22 protein-coding genes, 3 pseudogenes and 1 riboswitch are annotated in these 21,214 nt (G+C 34.5%); of the genes and pseudogenes, 5 read left to right on the top strand and 20 right to left on the bottom strand.

The features are described from left to right. Positions 1-57 precede the first annotated feature (57 nt). The 12 genes from EAG08_RS21830 to EAG08_RS04345 form a co-directional block, all read right to left on the bottom strand. Positions 58-570: a hypothetical protein gene (locus EAG08_RS21830; protein WP_228446767.1), complete on the bottom strand. Its 513-nt coding sequence runs from the start codon at positions 568-570 to the stop codon at positions 58-60. Between the two features lie 202 nt (positions 571-772). Then, on the bottom strand, positions 773-985 hold the full coding sequence (locus EAG08_RS21280; protein WP_164998524.1) for a sugar MFS transporter: 213 nt from the start codon (positions 983-985) through the stop codon (positions 773-775). A gap of 320 nt (positions 986-1,305) precedes the next feature. Then, positions 1,306-2,034 (bottom strand): SDR family oxidoreductase, encoded by a 729-nt coding sequence (locus tag EAG08_RS04385; RefSeq protein ID WP_129534396.1) that lies wholly within the window; start codon positions 2,032-2,034, stop codon positions 1,306-1,308. Positions 2,035-2,118: 84 nt separating this feature from the next. Then, a complete protein-coding gene (locus tag EAG08_RS04380; protein ID WP_129534395.1) occupies positions 2,119-3,096 on the bottom strand; it encodes a hypothetical protein in 978 nt (325 codons plus the stop codon). A gap of 198 nt (positions 3,097-3,294) precedes the next feature. After that, positions 3,295-3,426 carry a hypothetical protein gene (locus tag EAG08_RS22575; RefSeq protein ID WP_262696799.1) on the bottom strand — a complete coding sequence of 44 codons (132 nt, stop codon included), beginning with the start codon at positions 3,424-3,426 and terminating at the stop codon, positions 3,295-3,297. 195 nt (positions 3,427-3,621) lie between these two features. Beyond that, complete coding sequence (locus EAG08_RS04375) at positions 3,622-4,305, bottom strand: hypothetical protein (RefSeq protein WP_129534394.1); 684 nt, start codon at positions 4,303-4,305, stop codon at positions 3,622-3,624. Positions 4,306-4,386: 81 nt separating this feature from the next. Next, positions 4,387-4,719: a helix-turn-helix domain-containing protein gene (locus tag EAG08_RS04370; protein ID WP_129534393.1), complete on the bottom strand. Its 333-nt coding sequence runs from the start codon at positions 4,717-4,719 to the stop codon at positions 4,387-4,389. A 70-nt stretch (positions 4,720-4,789) separates the two neighbouring features. Continuing rightward, the gene (locus tag EAG08_RS04365; RefSeq protein WP_129534392.1) at positions 4,790-5,218 is read right to left on the bottom strand and encodes a transposase; all 429 of its coding nucleotides are present in this window, start codon (positions 5,216-5,218) and stop codon (positions 4,790-4,792) included. Positions 5,219-5,334: 116 nt separating this feature from the next. After that, on the bottom strand, positions 5,335-5,841 hold the full coding sequence (locus tag EAG08_RS04360; RefSeq protein ID WP_129534391.1) for a hypothetical protein: 507 nt from the start codon (positions 5,839-5,841) through the stop codon (positions 5,335-5,337). 81 nt (positions 5,842-5,922) lie between these two features. Beyond that, positions 5,923-8,322: a GEVED domain-containing protein gene (locus EAG08_RS04355; RefSeq protein ID WP_129534390.1), complete on the bottom strand. Its 2,400-nt coding sequence runs from the start codon at positions 8,320-8,322 to the stop codon at positions 5,923-5,925. A gap of 47 nt (positions 8,323-8,369) precedes the next feature. Further along, complete coding sequence (locus EAG08_RS04350) at positions 8,370-10,850, bottom strand: GEVED domain-containing protein (RefSeq protein WP_129534389.1); 2,481 nt, start codon at positions 10,848-10,850, stop codon at positions 8,370-8,372. A 272-nt stretch (positions 10,851-11,122) separates the two neighbouring features. Continuing rightward, the gene (locus tag EAG08_RS04345) at positions 11,123-11,587 is read right to left on the bottom strand and encodes a hypothetical protein (RefSeq protein ID WP_129534388.1); all 465 of its coding nucleotides are present in this window, start codon (positions 11,585-11,587) and stop codon (positions 11,123-11,125) included. A 302-nt stretch (positions 11,588-11,889) separates the two neighbouring features. Here EAG08_RS04345 and EAG08_RS04340 point away from each other — a divergent pair, with 302 nt between their 5' ends. The 4 genes and pseudogenes from EAG08_RS04340 to EAG08_RS04325 all read left to right on the top strand — a co-directional run. Then, complete coding sequence (locus EAG08_RS04340; protein ID WP_129534387.1) at positions 11,890-12,204, top strand: hypothetical protein; 315 nt, start codon at positions 11,890-11,892, stop codon at positions 12,202-12,204. Next, positions 12,138-12,416 (top strand): annotated as a pseudogene (locus tag EAG08_RS22890) (phage integrase SAM-like domain-containing protein); the annotation flags it as partial. The gene EAG08_RS04340 and the pseudogene EAG08_RS22890, both read left to right, overlap by 67 nt. Before the next feature lie 9 nt (positions 12,417-12,425). Then, complete coding sequence (locus EAG08_RS04335) at positions 12,426-13,118, top strand: tyrosine-type recombinase/integrase (protein ID WP_164998523.1); 693 nt, start codon at positions 12,426-12,428, stop codon at positions 13,116-13,118. Positions 13,119-14,197: 1,079 nt separating this feature from the next. Then, positions 14,198-14,565 (top strand): annotated as a pseudogene (locus EAG08_RS04325) (hypothetical protein); the annotation flags it as partial. 34 nt (positions 14,566-14,599) lie between these two features. Here EAG08_RS04325 and arsB read toward each other — a convergent pair. The 8 genes and pseudogenes from arsB to EAG08_RS04280 form a co-directional block, all read right to left on the bottom strand. Next, positions 14,600-15,628: an ACR3 family arsenite efflux transporter gene (gene arsB / locus EAG08_RS04320; RefSeq protein WP_129534385.1), complete on the bottom strand. Its 1,029-nt coding sequence runs from the start codon at positions 15,626-15,628 to the stop codon at positions 14,600-14,602. Between the two features lie 6 nt (positions 15,629-15,634). Beyond that, a complete protein-coding gene (locus EAG08_RS04315; protein ID WP_129534384.1) occupies positions 15,635-16,126 on the bottom strand; it encodes a GNAT family N-acetyltransferase in 492 nt (163 codons plus the stop codon). 1 nt (position 16,127) lies between these two features. Then, positions 16,128-16,739, bottom strand: a complete 612-nt coding sequence (locus tag EAG08_RS04310; protein WP_129534383.1) for a protein-tyrosine-phosphatase — start codon at positions 16,737-16,739, stop codon at positions 16,128-16,130. A 55-nt stretch (positions 16,740-16,794) separates the two neighbouring features. Then, a pseudogene (locus EAG08_RS04305) lies at positions 16,795-16,975 on the bottom strand (chromate transporter); the annotation flags it as partial. A 131-nt stretch (positions 16,976-17,106) separates the two neighbouring features. After that, positions 17,107-17,748 carry a class I SAM-dependent methyltransferase gene (locus tag EAG08_RS04295; protein WP_129534382.1) on the bottom strand — a complete coding sequence of 214 codons (642 nt, stop codon included), beginning with the start codon at positions 17,746-17,748 and terminating at the stop codon, positions 17,107-17,109. A gap of 12 nt (positions 17,749-17,760) precedes the next feature. Then, complete coding sequence (locus EAG08_RS04290; protein ID WP_129534381.1) at positions 17,761-18,234, bottom strand: DUF6428 family protein; 474 nt, start codon at positions 18,232-18,234, stop codon at positions 17,761-17,763. Between the two features lie 102 nt (positions 18,235-18,336). Beyond that, positions 18,337-18,663: an ArsR/SmtB family transcription factor gene (locus EAG08_RS04285; protein WP_129534380.1), complete on the bottom strand. Its 327-nt coding sequence runs from the start codon at positions 18,661-18,663 to the stop codon at positions 18,337-18,339. A 214-nt stretch (positions 18,664-18,877) separates the two neighbouring features. Next, entirely contained in the window at positions 18,878-20,194 is a 1,317-nt protein-coding gene (locus tag EAG08_RS04280) for a voltage-gated chloride channel family protein (protein WP_129534379.1), read from the bottom strand. A gap of 29 nt (positions 20,195-20,223) precedes the next feature. Continuing rightward, a riboswitch (Fluoride riboswitch) is annotated at positions 20,224-20,291 on the bottom strand. Between the two features lie 236 nt (positions 20,292-20,527). Between EAG08_RS04280 and EAG08_RS04275 the strand changes: the two genes are divergently transcribed. Beyond that, positions 20,528-21,160: a Crp/Fnr family transcriptional regulator gene (locus EAG08_RS04275; protein WP_129534378.1), complete on the top strand. Its 633-nt coding sequence runs from the start codon at positions 20,528-20,530 to the stop codon at positions 21,158-21,160. Positions 21,161-21,214: the final 54 nt, after the last annotated feature.

The following is a 21,214-nucleotide window of genomic DNA, read 5'->3' as shown; positions in this document are numbered from 1 at the left end:
CTAGAGCGGTAATAAGCCAAACAAACAACAATAAAGAAACAAAGGTAAGTAAGGTAATTATCCATTTTTTTCCTGTGAATCTTTTAAATGTTTTATCATGAAATAAGAGTAAATAGGCAAAAATGGGATAAATGTAACGGCTAAAGCAAGATGAATCAAACCAAGTATGCTGATTACAGCGATGCCTGACTCAGGAATAGTATAAATCCCAGCAACATAATCAAGATCATTTATAATGTTAAGGACAGCGGAATAGGCAAATGGAATAAAATACCAATAGTTTTTTAGTTTGCTTTTTCCAGTGGTATCAGTCCTGTTTTTAATAAATAAGAATAGGAAAGTAGGTATTAGAAATACCCACTCGATGTTGTTTATAAAACGTAGAAGAGGGTAGGAGGTGAATACCTGTTGAATCTCAAAAACATGAGTCAGTAATTTAATTGAAAGTGTAAATAGTAAGTAGGCTAAATATTTATTTGATTTACTATTGAATAGGGAAGATTTTAAAATGACTAAGCCTAAGATGATTCCCTGGAAAATTGCAATATTTAAAAGTGTTGTATAAATCAATTTTTTATGAAAGTTATTTTGGAATATTATCGTTTAAATATAGCTCTTTCATACGAATTGATAAAAACGAATTTATATTTATACTAATAGTTTTTTTTTGTTTTAAACTTCGCAAAACTAAGCAATTTCTTTTGATTGAGGTTTGATGAGGTTCTTTAAAAATGATACGACTCTGTTTAATGAACAGCTTTTCTGCCAGATTTCACATATTGCCGATGGAGAATACCCAAAATGAATGTTGGATTATTCCATACCAGGATACCAATCCCGACAAAACACCTAACACCGTACCTAGCATAAAGCCTTTGCGCTGACCAAGTTTTTTAAGGATAATTGATGCAGGTATCATCATACTTGCAGTTCCCACGATAATCATAGCAATAGGTAGTGTTGATAGGTTTTTATCATCTGTCATTTGCAGGTCAACTACACCCGATAAGATGATTACTAATATGGATGCGGTTTGGAACAGTGCCTGTGATAGAAACAAGAGCCATACATTATTCCATTTTACGGTTTGTTTTCATCGTTTTAAATTGATGATACAAAATTCCGCATTTGCGCTAGTTTGTGTCTTGCTCTATTTCTTGTTTGTTTTGTAAGGTTTACGGATTTGTTATATTATTTCGGAGTTTACGATGATGAAAAAATCGAAACACAAAAGCCAAAATATTACTATAAAAGTTCAATCGAATTACTGTTATTGAATTTGAAACGAGTTATTGGTAGTCATTTCTATAAATTAAAATCATTCATTGCGGGCATATTGATTTCCTTTACACAGCTAGCGTTAGAAGTTGATATGATAAATTTCAAAGCATTAATAACGTCTTGTAAAGGAATTAGTTTTCCTTCTGTTTGTTCTATTACCGTTTCGATATTTTCATCATTTTCAAATTCGGTTGCTAAGTATCCTAAGTTTACTATTGAAACTCCAATTTTATATTCACGAAGATTTTCTCTTAATGAATGTACTATACCCCTCAATGCAAACTTTGTAGCAGAAAAAGTAACTTCTTTTCCATTGTGATTATCTAATCCCCAAGTTGAGCCAATTAAAATGATCTTGGCATTTTCAGATTGTTTTAAATTTTTAATTACTGATTTGATATTCAAAATACAAGAGGTGATGTTTGTATTGATCATATTGGCTATTTCTAATTCAGAATTTTCTTCAAAACTATATTTTTCTGTAAAAGCATTACTTTCCCATATTCCAACATTGTATATGAAATAATCAATTTTTCTATTCCCTATATTTGCTTTTATAATTTCCGACGAATTTTTCGGATTTGACAAGTCTGTGCTAATCCACGTTACATTCGATTTTTCATTTAAATAATTAGGCTTACTTCTTGAAATTCCAAATACTTCATCATTTTCATTAGGTAAGTTTTTAGTAATTGCTTTTCCGAGACCTTTACTTATTCCAAAAATTAAATATGTTTTTCTTTCCGTTTTCAAATTTTTCTGTTTTTAAGAATTATCGATAACTGTTTTGAAGCTTCTCATTTAATGTATTCAAATCAAGTCACAAAAGCCGAGTTTTTATTTTTCGTATTCAGTTTGTTTGTTCACCTCAAACTTTTTTGAAGCTTCTCCCTTTAAAAGTTTGTAGGCTACTTGTCTTATTTTTTTGGTTTCCACATTGTTTTCAAAAACTGGAAAACGTTGAACTAAATTACCTTCCATCAATGTAAATCTATCTTGCCCCTTATAACCAACGTTAATTTTATTATTTTCCACAGTTGGTTGGAAATATACAGAGCTCATGGATTTTTTGTTGTTTACAGAATAGGCATATACGTTTTCTTTATTACTGCTATCTTTGGTAAAAACGACCAATTCTGGTGAACTGTCGGCGTCTAAATCATCTACTTCTGCATTTATAACTATTTGGTTGTTAATGTTTAGGGTTTCGTTAAAATCATTTGGAAGTCCGAAAGTAGAGATACTGAGTTGTGTTGCTCCATTTTTTTCAGTAGACGAAATATTAAAGCCAACATCTTGTAAATTTAAAACTTTGCTGAACTTTGTTTTATCAATTTGAGTTTCATCCAACGGCCCATTTATTTTGGTATAAGTATCTGCAATACTCGCTCCGCCAGAACAATAAAAATTGAGGATGCCACTGTCTTTTTTTTTCTCGGTTTCGATGGCAATACCATTTTCGCTGAAACGAAACATTACCTTTTTATCTTGAACAACCGATGTGTAGGTATTTTCATCAAATTTTTGGGCAATAACGTCAAAGGTGCAAGTCGGTTTCTTTTTGTCTGCTCTTGAACGAACTGCTATTTTTAATTGATTATCGCTTTCTTTACTCACAATAACAGCAACCCAATCGTATCCTTCCTTTCTTTGGTTGTAAGAATTGTTCACATAATTTCCTTCAAAATTATTATTTTCAGCAGCTTTTTGTTCTGTTTGATTTTCTTCTTTTTCTTGCTTTTTGGTTTCAGTATTGCAGCTGAAAACTAATAGGGGTATGGTTGTAACGAATAGTATCTTTTTAAGATTTGTCATGATTTATTATACTTTGTTGTAAAGTTACCCTTAATAAATAATATAGAAATTTAAAGAAAAACCCTATGACAGGGCGCAGGGTTAATTTTATCCGGATTACTCGGCTCAGATTTTACTATTAAATCTGTTGTAACTAATGACCTTGGGTATTGATGTGTCATTTCTATTTTGTAGTAAAATTCCAGAAAATGATTTAAATTACACCCACATTCTGTAAACGCCCGCTTTTTCAATATGTGTTCGTGCAAAAATCGGGAAACGGTTGGCTGATACCGGATGAATGTGCGAAAATTCTTTATCTACCTTGCCAATCATTACGATATGGGCCAAAGATACCGTATGGGCGAGACAGAATGGTTAAACAAAAATGGTATTTGCATATCCATTATTATAATTTGCAATAAGAATAGAAATTTTTCTCATTTTTCATTTTCATTTTTCATAAATAAAAATGCAGAATTTTTTATTAACTATAATAAAAAATTCTGCATCATTTTAAAACTTTTATTACCCTTATAAGCGTAATTATTTTACTCGTAAAATTGAGAACTGAGCGTTAGAGTTCGTCAATAAACCAATACTAGCCAGCGGAATTCCTCTCATTCCAAAGCTTATTTTATCGCCCTTATTGAGCTTAACTATTGTTTGGGTTGATCTGGTTGGAGGAGAGACTCCTATGCCCAGAACACTGATATTTGTAAATGATTCTTCTGATAACAATGTTCGAATACCGGAAATACCATCTATTTTAAAAATGCCAATACCTGTAGTAGATACAGAAAGGAGAGAGGCCATTTCTATGAAAAAATAAACATTATAAACTCCTGTATTTGGAGCTATAAATTCTTGTTGAGCTGTATCGTAATTGTTTCCTTCATCAATTTCTAATGTCGGAAAGGAGACTTGCAGCCATCCATTTAATAAACTTATTGATAACAGGCTAAATCCTGTACCACCAATACCTTTTACAATAGCGTTACTGCCATTAAGCAGAATATCATCTGCATTTATTTGATGTATAATGTTATTGTCACCAAGTGCCAAAATTTTATTTACAGATTCTGAAGCAGGCAAAGGGTTTACTTTTTGTATTCTAACATCTCCATTTACATCTAGAGTTGCTTCTGGCTTTTGGGTATTGATACCCACCTGACTTTTAAATGAGGAGAAAATTATCTCCGCAATAAGAAATAAGATTTTTGTCTTCATAATGATTTTTGTGTATTTGATGTTTTTTTAAATATATTTTAAGTCATAATAAAAGTTTTAATGATTAAAAATTATAAAATATCAGTTTTTTTCAGAAAACATTTTTTTCCATTTACTGATTGTATTTCTGCTGGTTTTAAATTTTATTGCCGCTTGTTTATTATTTAATTTGTTTATTTTTTGATAATCTAGAATTTCTAATACAGTAGATTTATCATATGATCGTAACTTCTGATTAAACACGCCTGTAGCTTCATCGGAATTATCAGAAATAATCTTGTTTATTTTTATAACATCCATTACGGATAATGTACTCTTATTTAGTATACTTGAACAATCTGCTTTTTTATGAGCGTATTTTTTAGCAATCATATCTTCATAAATAAGTTTATAATTGGGAGGTAAATTATTCATGGCTCCTTTTTTAGCTGCGTTTTATGTATCTATTGGAATATTAAATTTAATTACAGATATTTTGGGGTTTTTATTTATTATTATATTTTGATATCCATTTGTAAAGTGTGGTTTTTGGAATCCTATAGTCATTAATAATTTCTTTTTTTGTCTTTTCACCAGAAGTTATTAACTCTAAAATAAAATCGATTATCTCACCTGTATAAATATTTTTTTTGAACTTTGGAAGATTGGAAACAATCTTTTTATTAGATGGTATTCTACCAGGGGGTGAAAACAGTATCAGATGTTGAGTATATAACCTGAAAAAATCATACTCCAGTAGTTTACTCCATTTTAATAAGACGTCTGTACTTAAATCTTTTTGTAAGAACATCGTTTCAACATCTTCTTCACTGCACTTAATAAAATTACAAATACGCGAAGTTTCTATCTCTAATTCTTGCACCTTATGTTTAATTAAGAATCCCAAATGAATATCTTTAAAATTACTAGTCATTTACAATTATTTAAATGAATAAACATAAAATACTTCAACCATGGCAGCTTTACCAAACATGAAAAAACTTACTAATTTTAATACCAGGTTGAAGATTTTATTTGACAGTCTGAATATTATGGTTTCCAGAACGACCACACAGTCCCATTAAATACCGCCAATTGACGTGCAGTTATATCATATACCATCATTCCTGCAGATGGATTGATAATATTCAAATGCGGACTAGCCACTTTAGGAAGAATCATCGCTTTGTTATTGTCTTCCAAAACTAAAATACCGTCTGTTGAAGTAGGAGTTCCAATACTTACCTTAGCTCCTGTTTTCTCAGTCTTGGTAGCTTGTAAAGACAGATCTGCATTTCCTGTAGTATCTACACTTAAGTCAAACCAACTTCCGCCTTTAAGGTATTTTACTTTATGATCTGCCGTGTCATAAATAATAGTGCCGTTTTCAGAAATCCCGCTGTTATCTTCTACATAAGGAAGAACCAGCCCTCTATTTTCAGTAGTTGCAAATTCTAATGATACCGAAGGATTAGCCACGCTTTCTTTTCCTATTGCCACCTGAGCATTTACAGAGATGGCACAGAATAATGTTATACTTAAGATTATTTTATTCATTTTGTAAGTTTTAAGTTAAAAAGCTTACGCAAAAGCAATAGAAAAACATCTATTACTTTTGCATTAAGCTCTTGTTATTATTTAATCAGGACAGGTTTGTGTATTTAAACACTGCCAGCTGAATGAAAATCCACCATCTGTAGATGTATACATTTTTAGACAGTTGTTTACTGTATCATAAACCATCATTCCTTCTGTAAAATCAGCAACCGGAATTCCTATAGGATTTCCTGAGCCATCAAAAGGAAGTCTGTTGACTACAAATCCTTTGGTTTTTGATTCCACTACCAACCAGGCACCCTTGCGAACCATTGGCCAATTATCAGGATCTGTAGCACCTGCTCTGCTCAAAGAGGTAATCCCAACCTTGCTGTCTAATGCTGTTCCGGTTGTTATTCCAGGTTTGTAGCAAAATGTAATTCCAGCATTAACGATTAAACATTGTGGGGTAATCGTAGAGGTATTTAGAATTCCACCTGAAGGTACAGTAATATTTGAAGAACTGTTTGTAAAGGCAGACGGATTTGCAGAACATGATGCATTAAGTTGCCCAAGTACATTAGTGATATCCACTGATATCGTTGCACTCTGTCCCGGATTTAATTGCAGCCCTGAAATAGTAACTATTCCTGAATTGGGAGCAGCAGTAATTACACCACCTGTTCCACCTGTGATTGATGCGTTAGGCGTTGCTGCAACTTTGATACTGCTTGGCAAATTGTCAGTAAAATTAATCGTCTGCAATACTGCATCAGATGCTGTATTGGTAACTGTCCAAATATATTTTGTAATACCGCCATCTACTATTGTATTCACAGGTAAACTTTTCGTTAATACAGGAGGGATTGCCAAGTCTACTGATATAAAATATGACCCGCTTACCAAAGCATCTCCTCCGGTAGACTGTTGTTGCAGAACCACATTGATAGGTGTTGAAGAAGGTGCTAATACTCCATTTGCATCAAAAATATCAGCATCAAACTCATATGCTTCAGATGCACCATAAATATGTCCTGCACTAATAGGATTCCTGGCAGTATAATTTCCGGATATAGCAGGTCCTCCATCTGTTGATACATTATTGTTGGCAGCCCATGCAACAGAACTGTTTAATGCATCATTGGTAACTCCTGTCATCGGATCTTTCAGCGAAGTTAAAGTAGTTCCTACCTGACCAAAATTCAACAAGTCACTAAACCCTCTATCACCATAAGTTCCCGTTACTCCAACCACAGCCTTTACTGTACCTGAAGCAGGAATTTTTAATCCGTTAATTTGGGTTTCTACAGGAAATGCACCTTGCCAACCATCAGTTACAACAATCTGTCTAAATTTAGAATTAGCATTTTTGTAAACAACAATCATAGACCATCCTCCCATATTAACTGGTGCTGGAGTTGGATTAGCAAGAAAATATCGACCTCCTATACCTCCTCCTGCTGTGCTTACATAGCCATTGGCGGGTACCATTGAAGTAATATCCCATATCATTTGAGCATATGCACCAACTGAAGTTCTATCTGCAATACTTGTTGCAGGCGTTAAAGTAGTGTAAGTTGTTGCTCCTGGAACTTTCAACATTGCCGAAGTGAAATTAGGGCCTCCATTTTTTTCTACCGATAAAAGTACTTTTTCAATCGTTGATCCTGCAGGTAAAATTAAATCTCCCGAAGTAGACCAAGTTGTAGAAGCATCTCCATCTACATCTGGTATTAAAGCCGCAGTCGGATTACCTGGTACACTATAATACCATGAAGTTCCTATCATACTCACCCCTCCCTGTATCACATCATTATACCTTATCGTAGAAATAACAGGTAACTGATAATCTTCAACCTCTCCAAATGCAATGGTGGGTGCGTTGGTAGCAACAACTGCAGAAGTAGCACCATTACCAACACTTCTTTCATCGATTAAAGCTCCTCCGCTTGCGGCAGTGGTAAAATCAGTTAAACTTAAATTAGATAACCTTAGCCTTAAATAAGCTGTCAGGGTTCCATTTACGATTGTAGCTGTTTGGGCAGCCGTCCATGTTAAAGTCATCGTTGTATTGGCAGTACTGGCTGTTGTAGCTGCAGCCGCTTCTCCCACTTGAAAAACTCCATCACTGTTAAGGTCTAACCATCCGTACAAATACTTTGTTCCCGTCAGGTTGGAAGGAATACTTACAGGTACTGTAATAATGTATGGTAAACCTCTTTCTATATTCCCCATTGTATTCATACCATCCTCATCAGCTATTCCAATAGCATTATCTCCTGATGTATTATTTTCAGCAGGTGAAGTAACGGAAGCAGGTGTGCTCTCCACATCTAAAAGACTTCCAATGCTAAATCCTATTAGAGGAGCATGCAAACCAGGTAAAGCATTACCATCCTTATCATTCTCAAAACTAGACGGTACATCACCGTAATCAAAAGTATTAACAACATCAATTTGATAATCTTCTACTTCTCCATTAGATGCAGAAGGAAAATTCACAGCATTAGCCGCAGAAGTAGCTCCAAAACCTACACTCCTCTCATCAATCAGAGCACCCCCGAAGCGGCTGTCGTAAAATCATTCAACGATCTGTCTGAAAGTCTCAACCTCATATAAAGTTTTGGTGCGCCCACTGCTATAGTTCCGGTTTGAGCCCCGGTCCAGGTAAGCGTTTGGTTGGTAGATCCTGTTGCAGAAAAAGTTGTAGTGGCAACCTCTCCCACCTGAAACTTTCCATCATTATTAAAGTCGATCCAGCCATAAAGATATTTTGTACTTGCCACCGGGTTGGTTACCGGAACTGATAAGATATAAGGAACTCCTTTTCTTATTTGATTAGCAGACACATCTATAGCATCTTCATCAGCACCATCACCATTACTTCCATTATTATTCGCTCCAGCAGCAACACTATAAGGCAACTGTTCTACATCAGGAAGAATACTTCCTAACGAAAGTCCTGCTAATTGTATTTGTCCAGCAGGTAAGAAAACACCATCTTTTGAATTGTCATAAGAAACCGGTACATCCCCAAAATCATACAGATCTACAGGTAACTGATAATCTTCAATTTCTCCAAAAGCGATATTTGGACTATTCGTTGCAGTTGCAGCAGCTGTTGCCCCATTCCCTACACTTCTTTCATCAATTAAAGCACCTCCGCTTGCGGCAGTAGTAAAATCAATTAAGCTTAAATTAGAAAGCCTAAGTCGTAAATACACTTTCGTTGTTCCACTAACTAGGGTAGCGGTTTGAGCTGCTGTCCAAGTAAGGGTAAGATTGGCTGCAGCTGTTGCTGCGGTAGTGATACTTGCTACTTCACCAATCTGGAAACGTCCATCTCCGTTAAGATCTAGCCATCCGTATAAATATTTTGTTCCTGCTAATGTTGAAGGAATAGTTACAGGCACTGTAAGACTGTACGCTACTCCCCGGCTTACACTTGTTAAAGAAATAAGTCCGTCTTCATCAGCCAGTCCTAATGCATTGTCTCCTGATGTATTATTTTCAGCAGGTGAAGTTACGGAAGCTGGACTGTTTTCAATATCCAGCAATGTGCCCAGCATAAATCCAGAAAGCGGAGCATGCATTCCCGGTAAAGGATTTCCATCTTTGTCATTTTCAAACGTAGAAGGTGCATCTCCATAATCAAAAGTGGTAACCACGTCAATTTGATAATCCTCCACTTCTCCATTGGCAGCTGTAGGAAAATCAGCAGCATTCGCTGTGCTTACAGCTCCATTTCCAACAGCGCGTTCGTCAATAAGAGCACCCCCAGAAGCTGCAGTGGTAAAATCATTCAGAGACCGGTCTGAAAGCCTCAATCTCATATACAATTTAGTGGTACTTGTTATGGTTGCTGTTTTTGCTGCAGACCAGGTAAGCGTTTGTGTCGTTGCTCCTGTTGTTGTAAATGTGACAATGGCATCAGATAATTCTCCTACCTGAAAAAGCCCGTCATTATTAAAATCGATCCATCCATAAAGGAACTTGGTAGTTGCTGCAGGATTTGTCACCGGAACCGATAGCGTAAAGGGTACACCTTTTCTTATTTGATTAGCAGATATATTTATAGCATCTTCATCAGCACCATCACCATTACTCCCATTATTATCTGAACCAGAAGCTACACTTAGTGGTGAAAGCTCAAGATCAGGAATATTACTTCCTAATGCTAAACCTGACAGAAGACTATGTGCTGCGGGAGCGTAAACTCCATCTTTTGTAAAATCATAAGTAGTAGGTACATCTCCATAATCATAAATAGGTGAAGTTACACTTGCCCAAGTAGTACCTACATTAATACCGTCCACCTCCAGAGTAGGAGCCGTAACAGCTGTCCCTTGCACAAGAGCTATAGCAGAAAAAGCGCCTGCATCAAGACCAATAGCGGCTGTATATACAGCATCTGGCGTTGCGGGTTCTGAAGATAGCCCCGGATTTACATATAATTTCACAGCGTCATTTGTAGCTCCTGCTACTACTTCATATTTCAAGACCACCATTACATTCGTATTAAATGGTCTTACCGTAGTTTCATAAACGGGGATTCCTCCTGTTCCTCTCAAAACTCCAAAACTGAAGCCTGATCCATTTGACTTCACAAACAGCTTAGCTCCTACCGTGGTAGCAGGTGCTGCACTAGTTCCTATCGAATAAAAGAAATCTCCAACTGCATTAGCCGCCGATACATTTACAATAAGTGAGGAGTATATAGGAGCTGCTGTACTGGTAAAAGTACGGGAGACATCCTGTCCGTTATTGGCTAAAGGAACTTTATTTCCCATGCCATCGCCTATGGACCCGGGATAAGCCAGGTTGCCATTGGAAACAGTAACATTGTTTGTTCCGGTACCGGCGAGGGCGGTCCAATTATTAGCTGTCAATAAAGTCCCAGAGCTGTAGTTGAAGCTCTCCGAAAGGAGACTCTGAGCCTGCAAAAGTGACAGCATACTAAAGAAGCAAAACAGTATAATACTGTTGATCTTTAGATAAATTTTATTTGTATTGTGTTTTATTAATTTCATAGAAATTCAGTATAAATTTTTTACCATCCTTTATTTCAATTTTAAATAATATATATCTTCCCATAGAAGTTAGAATAAGTTTAATTGAAGAATTAGAATAATATTTTTGTGTTATTTCTTTGTGTTTAAGGTAATTTATGTTTAAAAAAACCTGATTGCGCAGCTTGAAAAAGCAGGAGGGGGACGCAGTCTGTATAAAATTAAAAAGAGAGAGATTATTAATAATAAAATGTATTTACTAGTAATATTTATTATACGTGAAATATGTTTTTTTATAAAGTAAATATTGCACGATTTAATTGCATTAATTTTTTTAAACAATAGTTGTTGGTGATAATTACTATCTGGGAAGGAAGTTTCCAATTTCCAAAGTGTACAAGCCTGTCTGAAGAACATACTGACGCTAAAGGTTTTTGGCTTAAAGTTTTATTTCCTTTAACAATAATACTTCGCTTTAAACTCTTCCGTGGTTTTGAAGAATTTACTGTTTTCTTGGATTTTTTAACTTTTGACTGAGATGGTATTTTTTCAATTGAAACATTCTCCAAACCATATATCAAAATACTTCCGGTGGTGAAAATTTTACCTTGAGATCTAACAAGCGTGGAATCATGTTGAGAAGCTAAGCTATTGTTTAAATGATTATTTGCCTGAAGAACAAAACTTACCAGTAGTAATAATGTACTGAGCCCCTTCTTACAGGTGTAAAACAATATGAATTGTTTTCTTATCATCATTTAATTTATAGTATGTGCTTAAGAGTAGTCCTAACTAGACTACTTTCATTTTACTTACTAACAATTATATATATGTGGTACAATAACTTAACAATATAAAAATGTCAACAATAAATAATTATACATATATATATGATATAAAATTTAAATTTATTAGTCTGTCTCATTTATCCATAAATACTTAAAAACAGTTGTTTGATTTTTTTACATTGCAATTTTTTTATATTTGCAATTAGGAAAAGTAGTCTAGTTAGGACTACATTTTACCATATATTCGCAGATAATCAATAATTTATCTTATTATGAATTTTGTATTTTCCTTGTCTAAAAACGGAATAAATAAAAATATTTGTTTATCTATCGATAATGATCAATTTGAAAACCCATGCTATTTTTTAGTTCCATTAATTATTTCAGGAGATGAATGGGATAATGAAAAGCAACGTCCAAAAAACATATATCTTAAAGCACATAAAGAAATTAATCGAAAATTAGATTCAATAAAAGTTAATCTAACAGAGTATATTAAAAATATCCCTGCTAAAAAAAAATTACAAAAAAAAAGATATCTGATATTATTAAAAAGATATGTACAGAGGAGGAGGAATACCCTGTAAATACATTACTATATTTCGTCAGTCAATATATTAATAACCGTAAAGAACGCATCTGTTATTCTACATACAAACGTTATAAAGTATTTCGTAATCTAATTGCGCGATTTGAGGGGTTCATTAAAAATAGAATTACTATTAGCAATGTCAATTGTGAATTTGTTCAGAATTTTATTTTATTCTGTAAACAAGAATATTATAACGAAAATACGATATATCGCAGTTTGAATTTTATTAAAACTATTTTAAACTTTGTTGAAAAAAAGGGAATTGCAACCAGTATAAGAGAATTTGAATTTAAGAGAATCAAAGAGGAAAAAGAAGTAATCACGCTGAGTGAAGAAGAAATAACATCAATAAAAAAAACAAAAATTCCGGCAGCCTTAAAAGATTCAAAAGACTGGTTGTTAATAAGTTGTTATACAGGGCAGCGGATATCAGATTTTATGAATTTTACAAATGATAAATTACTTGAGATCGATGGCAGGCTATGCATCAATTTTATTCAACAAAAAACAAATAAGAAAATATTACTTCCTCTCCATCCGGCTGTCATAGAGATTATTAAAAGTAATAATAATAGTTTCCCTAAATTAATAAATGCCCAATTATATAATAAAAATATAAAAAAAATAGGCAAACTTGCACAGATTAATGAAGCAATCAAAGCAAAAAAAAGAATTGGACATAGAGCAGAAAGTCTTTTAGTGGAAAAATGGGAAATATTAACCAGTCATATAGGCAGAAGAAGTTTCGCAACCAATTTTTATGGAAAAATCCCAACCTCATTACTTATTTCAGCCACTGGACATGCTACAGAACAAATGTTTTTAAATTATATTAATCCATTGGATAAAGATCAAATATTATGCTTAAGCAATTATTTTGATACAATATACAACCAACAACTATCTTGACATTAAATAAACTGCTTAAGCAAAAGATATTTCACGCCTAATATACAGATACTTATATTCAATTTAGTCCCATAATTATATTTTTTTGAAATTGATCTTTTCCCAAAAAACAGGATCAATTAAAAGTAGAGATTTTTAATCGTTTTGTAAAAAACGGTAAAAAGAAAAGATTTTCTGCAGCACTAAGTTTCAGCTACAGTTTATTGTGGTATCTATTCAACTTTGATTTTATGTTTGGATGATCACATTGATTTTGTTGAAGAAAATATGAAGGAAAATTCAAGAACCACTTATTTTAAAACTAATTTACTTGATGAGTGAATTCCGCAAGCTATATTGGTTTGTAATGGATAATTATATTATTGATACAAAAAGAAAAATTATTATACATCGTACGCCCGACATTACACAGCAACAAATTTCTGGATTGTCAAAAAAAGTATTAGCCCAATAAATTAAATAATATTTTTCCAATATTATTTAGAACTACTTAGCATACACATTAATTTTGATTGTTATCATTACAACATTATCAAAACAATATTTAATAATCAAATACTTATAGATTAAAATTACATTTACTTTTGATTACAAACACCTTGTTATAACACGAAACAAAAAAATATTACAATCTACTAAAGCGTACATGATGTTAAAAATGACTGTTTTAAAATACAAAGCTATAGCTTTTAAAACAGAATATGATGTTTAGTCAAACTTTCAACATCATCATTATTTAGCTAAAAATCAACTAGTTAAATAATTTAAAACACGTCAGGTTTTGTCACATTAATGTATTAATTAGTGTTTACAGAAAGTTCATTTTTTATTTAAAAATTATTTCTTTTTTATTTCCAACACGTCAAGTTTTGGCGTATTACAAATCTACATTTGTTTTCCAAAGAAATTAAAATTATGGATAAAGTAACCTTACAAAGAATTGAAAAACTACACCCTTTTGTGAGAGAGGAAGTAAAAAAAATTAATAGAAGATTTAGCTTATAAAGGTACAAACCAAGAACTTTGGTATGACTCCAATAATTACATTCAGAAGGATAATAATAATTCTCTATTGTATACAATTATCTCATTGCATTTTACTCGGAGACAAAGACTATCTCTCATCATAGATACAGATTGATTTGTTTAATTATGCGAATATTACTTTGGAAACTCCAAAAAGAATTAATCAAAAAGATTATGCCCCCCCCAATTTTACTTATTCGAAAAGCATAGAAAAGGTTTAATAGTCAAAAACACCAACTATTTTTAACCACATTACCATAGAAAAAGGATTGAGACCCTATTTTCACAACTATGCGACCAATTTATGATAAGGCGAAACTATGCTAAAACTTGTGAAGGGTTTAAAACAAGAATATTAGCAAGCATTACAGCTTTGACAACGGTTCTGCTCATCAATGAAAATGAAACATCAACAATCTAAAATCAAACATATTTTAAAATGCACAACGGGTTTACTAATAATATTTTTTCTTTAACCATAGACTTGCCCGTACCAACAGTATCAGAACCGGAACTTCTACTAAAGGGCCTATGACCCCTACAAAAGCCTGCGCAGAGTTGATGCCGAAAACAGAGATCGCAACTGCGATTGCCAGTTCAAAATTGTTTCCTGTGGCTGTAAATGCGATGGAGGCATTTTTGTCATAAGGTACTTTCATCGACCTATTGATGAAGAAACTGACAAAGAACATCAATATAAAATACACCACAAGTGGTATCGCAACTTTGACAACGTCCATTGGCAGTTCTACTATTTTTTCACCTTTCAGGCTGAACATTAGAACAATGGTAAATAATAAAGCATATAAGGTTATGGGAGAGATTGCCGGTACAAATTTTCTGTTGTACCAATCCAAACCTTTTGATTTAACTAAAAAATAGCGACTCAGGAAACCAGCCAGAAATGGGATACCCAAGTAGATGAGAACACTCTCCGTCACATCTTTCATTGATACACTGACATTAAAATTGGCCAATCCTAATTTTCCTGGTAAAACATTGATGAATAACCATACAAAAAAACTGTAGGTGAATATCTGAAAAATACTATTTAAGGCGACCAGTAAGGCGGCATATTCTCTGTTTCCTTTTGCCAGATCGTTCCACACGATGACCATTGCAATACATCTTGCCAAACCGATGAGTATCAATCCTACCATATAATCCGGCTCGTTTCTTAAGAAAATAATGGCCAGTATAAACATCAATATGGGACCGATGATCCAGTTTAACAGCAGTGATATACTGATTACCTTTTTGTCTTTAAAAGCAACAGGCAATAAAGAGTAATCCACTTTTGCAAGGGGAGGGTACATCATCAAAATCAATCCAATTGCCAGCGGAATATTTGTTGCTCCTACAGAAAGCGAATTTGTGATGTTTGTTATTTCGGGAAATATATATCCTAAGCCTACTCCGACTGCCATGGCAAGAAATATCCATAGTGTTAAGTATCTGTCGAGAAATTTTAATTTTGGTTGCATACAGTTTTAATTTATTCCTGCTGTTTTACTTCTTCTTTCCATAATGACGGTGTCACGCCAAGTATCTCTTAGTTTTCCGATCTTTTCGCGATAACCTATCATTCTGAAGCCCGAACTTTGATGAAGAGACACTGTTGCTTTATTCTCAGGAAACATCCCGCTTTGCAACGTCCATATGCCGTTCCTTTCACTTTCTTCTATCAGTTTTTGCATTAATACTTTTCCTATGCCTTTTCCTTTATGATTATTGGAAATGTAGATGCTCAATTCTGCCACACTACCATAGACACATCGGTCACTTACTGCCGAGAGTGCAGCCCAGCCAACAACCGTGTTGTCAATTATAGCAGTCAATCGGCTGTGCTTTAATTTACTTTTGTCCCAATCTTCCCAAGTCGGAACAGTGGTTTCAAATGTGGCATTGCCTGTTTCAAGCCCTTGCCTGTATATTTCCGCTATGTCTAGAAAATGCTTCTTGTCTGTTGGTATTATTTCCATTTTATTTTTTTACCTGTGAGAAAACATAAAACATCTCTGTGGCGATCTGCAAACTTCTCTCAGCATAGATCTGCGTCTGTTCCGGCGTGTTGTCTGAGGCTTTGGGATCATCATATTTGATAGGAAATCTTGCTTCTGCTCCTATAACCAAAGGACAACCTTCATCAGCATTGTCGCAGGTCATAATCGCACCAAATTCTTTTTTGGGATTAAAATCATTGCTGTATTCTTTCGAAAAGCAGATGATAGGAGCTTCATTTTCTGCATACTTTACAGCATAGACAGGATTCTCATTGTCGCTCAGCATCTGAATCTGAAACCCTTGATTTTCCAATGTTTCAGTCACTTTTGGAAACATTGTGGTAGCTTCTGTTCCTCCGGAATAGCAGAATGCGTTTTTAATATTAAAATGATAAGCCATTGTTTGCGCCCAGATCTGTGACAGATGACTTCTTCGGCTGTTGTGTGTACAGATAAAATTCAGTCTGACTGTCTTATCTGCTTCCGATTTACTTTGGATGTAATCTGCTAATGGCTGCAAAACAGTTTTTCTTTCCTCTGTAATAGAGTTTATAGAAATTGATTCTATGATATTTGAAATGGTCTCGTTCATTTTTATTTATTTTATTAGTTATAGATAAATGGGCTTCTTTTTAATGATAAGAATACTAGATACTCATTAAAATATAACCTAATAATGCACCTCCTAAAACGATGAAAGCACTATTGATTTTTTTATATTTGAAAACAACAAAGGCACTGACCAATGCGATAATGATTGTTCGCCATTCGGTAATGGTCTCTTTCCCCATTGTGAAACATGCCAGTTATGATCGCAACGGAAGCGACTATCCAATGCCCAGTAGCCTCCACCTTTAACCAATAAAAAAATGCTTCCCAAGAGCATAGCCCAGTCGGTTCGGCTTCCGTGCAGCAGTTCCATACGGATTAAAATGATGGTTTTGCTATTGTCAGTAAGATTAAGGATTATCAGAAATGGTGTTTTTCCTTTTGAAGCTGCAGAATACAAAATTCTGAATGGTTTCAAAAGGTGTTTTATGATCAACAGAAAAACACTCAATCACTTCAAAATATTTCTCAAACCGATCTGTCATTGTCTGTTCTGAATATTGTTTAATATCGATACCGCTGCATTTTTTTGGTCCGAGCTTCGAAAAGGTACCGATTACCATCATTCCATTTCTGGAGACCGCATTTTCTGTAGTTTCTATATAATGATCCACACCTTTTTCTTCGGTCAAAAAATGAAAGGCGGCTCTGTCGTGCCAAAAATCGTATTGCTCTGTTGGTCTGAAATCCAAAATATCTGCGGTGATCCATTGTACTTTATCAGCTTTGCTTCCTAGCCTTGCTTTTGCCCGTTCTATTGCTGTATGGGAAATGTCAAGCACTGTTATATCTTCATACCCTAACTCAAGCAAATGATCCACAAGAAAACTGTCGCCTCCGCCAACATCAATGATCTTAGCGGACGTGGCCAGATTGAGCTGGCGGATGAATTTTAAAGAGGTCTCGGGATCAGGCTGATACCAGCTTACTGTTTCCAAAGGTTTATTTTGGTAAATGTTTTCCCAATGCGATCTTTTGTCGAATGCTTCCATATAGAAATTGATTTAGCAGCAGCCTCCGCCTGGCGTACACGTATTAGCATTATTGACAGGCAGTTCCGCCAAATTCTTCTTCAATTTTTCCGATGGAATTCCGCAAGCATCCTGAGCAAGACAAGCAGTAGTTTTACTTTTCAAAACAAAAACTTTCCCATTGAACTCCAGATCATATTTACCAATGGTATTGCTTTGATATTCCACTTCGATCTCATTATTTTCAATCCCTAATTTTTCTTCAGAAAGTTTGATAATATTAAGCAGTTTTCCGGGTTTTAACCTGTGCTCATAGTCGTCTGCATTCCATAACTGGAAATTGACCACTGATTCTTCACGAATCACTCCGCCACAATCGATGAATTTTTTATTAATCTGTCCGACTTCCGTCACGTGGAAATGCTCAGGCACAAAAGTGCCGTCTTCCAATTGAAACTCTACATTCTCCAATGTTGGTAAGATCTCTTTTATTTGTTCTAGTGTCATATTATTTGTTTTAATTGTTTTTAATTTAATGGAAGCGATTTAAAAGTCTAAAAATATATTGTATTAATGCAATATTACGATGATTAAGAGTAAAAAAATGCATCAACAACATTTCTGATCAGTAACGGTATTAATGATTTTTGAAAAGTAATCTTTCAGTATCTCGAAAGTATTTTCATCGATACAGTAGCATACTGAATTACCCCCGATACTGCCTTTTATCAAACCTGCATTTTTCAGTTCTTTCAAATGCTGGGATATGGTGGGTTGCGCCAAAGGCAATTCATTAACAATGTCTCCCGTGATACACGTATTTACCTTGAGCAGGTATTCTATAATAGCAACTCTGGCAGGGTGTCCCAATGCTTTTGCTATCACTGCTATTTTATTTTGTTGATCTGTAAAGTGATCCGTCTTTGTAGCTCCCATAATGATTTAATATTGCAATATTACGATGATTAATATTAATTAAAAAAATAAATGATCTAAAATTGAAAATTTTAACAAAGACCAGTGGAGTTTTATTCGACCAATTATTTCTTTAAAAAGATAAGAGATTTGGCACAGTCCTTTCCAGAATCCGCTAGTTTCTACTTTTGCCCTTGATTCAAAATAATCATTGAAATGAGATATTTCTTTTCCATTATTTTTCTTTGTCATTAATGGTTTTGCCTTCTTGATTTATAAATCTAATATGTTTAGGTTCTCCTATGACCTGTTTTCCGTAAATGCTGTTGTGACCAGAAATTAGATAGGAAACTACACAGGCAATCGCCATATAAATTCCGCTTTCAGCACCGAAAAGCTCTATTCCCATCAGCATACAAGCAAGCGGCGTATTGGTTGCACCTGCAAATACCGCCACAAATCCCATCCCTGCCAGAAGTCCTGTCGGTAGAGGGATAAATAACGATAAAGCACTTCCCAAAGTAGCACCGATAAAAAACAAAGGGGTTACTTCTCCGCCTTTGAAACCTGCTGCAAGCGTGATAATGGTAAAAGCCATCTTCAAAGCAAAATCATAAATTGGTTGCTGCTGCTCAAAAGACTCTACAATTGTAGGAATACCCAATCCGATATATTTCGTGGTTCCCATCGTAAAAACCGCAACGGCGACGATAATCCCTCCCACAAAAGGACGGAGCGGCGGAAAAGAAATTTTCGCTTTAAAAATCGCAGTGATATGATGAATAACCTTGCTGAAAGTAGCTGCACACAAACCAAATAAGATCCCTGCCAATATGCTGTAAATGATAGGTAAAGCTTCCAATTGGGGAACAAGGTCAATATGATAATGGGTGTGTTTTACCTGCAAGAGGTTGGTGACCAGATCAGCCAGAATTGCCGAAGCAAAAGCCGGAAATATCGCATCGTATTTTATTCTTCCTATCAGGAAGACCTCCAGACCAAACAACGCTCCCGCTAGAGGCGTTCCGAAAATGGAACCAAAACCAGCTGCTATGGCTGAAATAAGTAAGATTTTACGCTCAGATTCATTGAGTCTGAAGGGTTTTGTAAACTGGTCTGCAATAGCACCTGCCATCTGCAATGCTGTTCCTTCCCGACCTGCTGAACCTCCAAAAAAATGAGTAGCAATAGTTCCTAAATAAACAAATGGAGCCATTCTGAAAGGGATGATTTCTTTTGGATTGTGAATGCTGTCGATCAAGAGATTATTCCCGGCTTCAATATCTTTTCCTAAATAATAGTAGAGTAGACCAATCAGCAATCCGCCAATGGGCAAGAAGGCAATGAGCCATAAATGGTTCTCTCTGAAATTGGTAGCCCAATCCAGAGACACTAAAAAACCTGCCGATGCAGAACCTACACATATCCCAATAATGGAACTAATTAAAAACCATTTAGCAATATAAGGGAGACTGGGATATTTCCGAAAGAAGATCTTTGTACGAAGCTGAGCTTTTCTGCTGCTGAATCTGGAACGCTGATTTTTAGACATAATTTACCTGATTAAATGTGTTAACATTGTAGTAATCAGGCGTCATCAGCTTTTTTAAGGCGGTTGGGTAAGGAAGAGCACCATTTCCTTTGACGCAAATTTACAAATATTGATAAAATAAAAAAATAATAATGATCTTTTTATTACAAATATCTTGGATGTAATATAGAATTTCTTTAAAAACAGTAAATATTCAACAAAATCAAAGCTATTAGAAAAAATATTTCACGGTATAGAATTGCTGACTTAATTAATAAGTTTGAGTTCAAAACAAGGAGTCTAAACAATCACATTCTTTCAAATTAATGTAAATTCGTAGCATATTTTCACATAATGAATCCAAATATAATTTCTTCCGAATTCAGTTCTTCTAAGGAATTAACTGATAAGCTTTATCAAAACGGTATCTTGAAAACATATCGGGAGGGCGAAATCATTCTGGATGAAAATGCTTCTATACGCTCGATACCTATTGTAATGAAAGGATTGTTAAAAGTCATCAGGACGGAAGAAGACGGCAGAGAGATTTTACTCTATTATATCAAAGCTGGTGAAAGCTGCATTATGTCGTTTTTGGGAGGTATGCACAATGAGAAAAGCATTGTAAAAGCCGAGGTGGAGGAAGATTCAGAGATCTTGTTTTTACCAATGGATAAAGTTACATTATTCATCAAAGAATATCCAGAATGGCTGGATTATATTTTCAGGCTGTATCACAAACGCTTTGAAGAATTGCTCGATATTATCAATGCGATTGCCTTCAAAAAAGTAGATGAAAGACTACTCAATCTGCTCTATAAAAAATCTGAAATCTCCCAATCTAAAACCATCGTAATCACTCACGAACAGCTTGCCAATGAACTCGGAACAGTTAGAGTAGTTGTATCCAGACTTTTGAAACAGTTGGAAGATTCTGGTAAATTGAAATTAGGAAGAAACAAAATTATCCTTTCAGATTCTATTTAAATTTGCTTGTGTAACAAAAGTAGCTGTACATCTTCACAGATATATCCATTTTTG

The sequence above is a fragment of the Chryseobacterium sp. 3008163 genome, assembly GCF_003669035.1.
Taxonomy (GTDB): Bacteria; Bacteroidota; Bacteroidia; order Flavobacteriales; family Weeksellaceae; genus Chryseobacterium.
The sequence above is the reverse complement of the archived record's forward strand: the minus strand, read 5'-3'. Positions and strand labels throughout refer to the sequence as shown.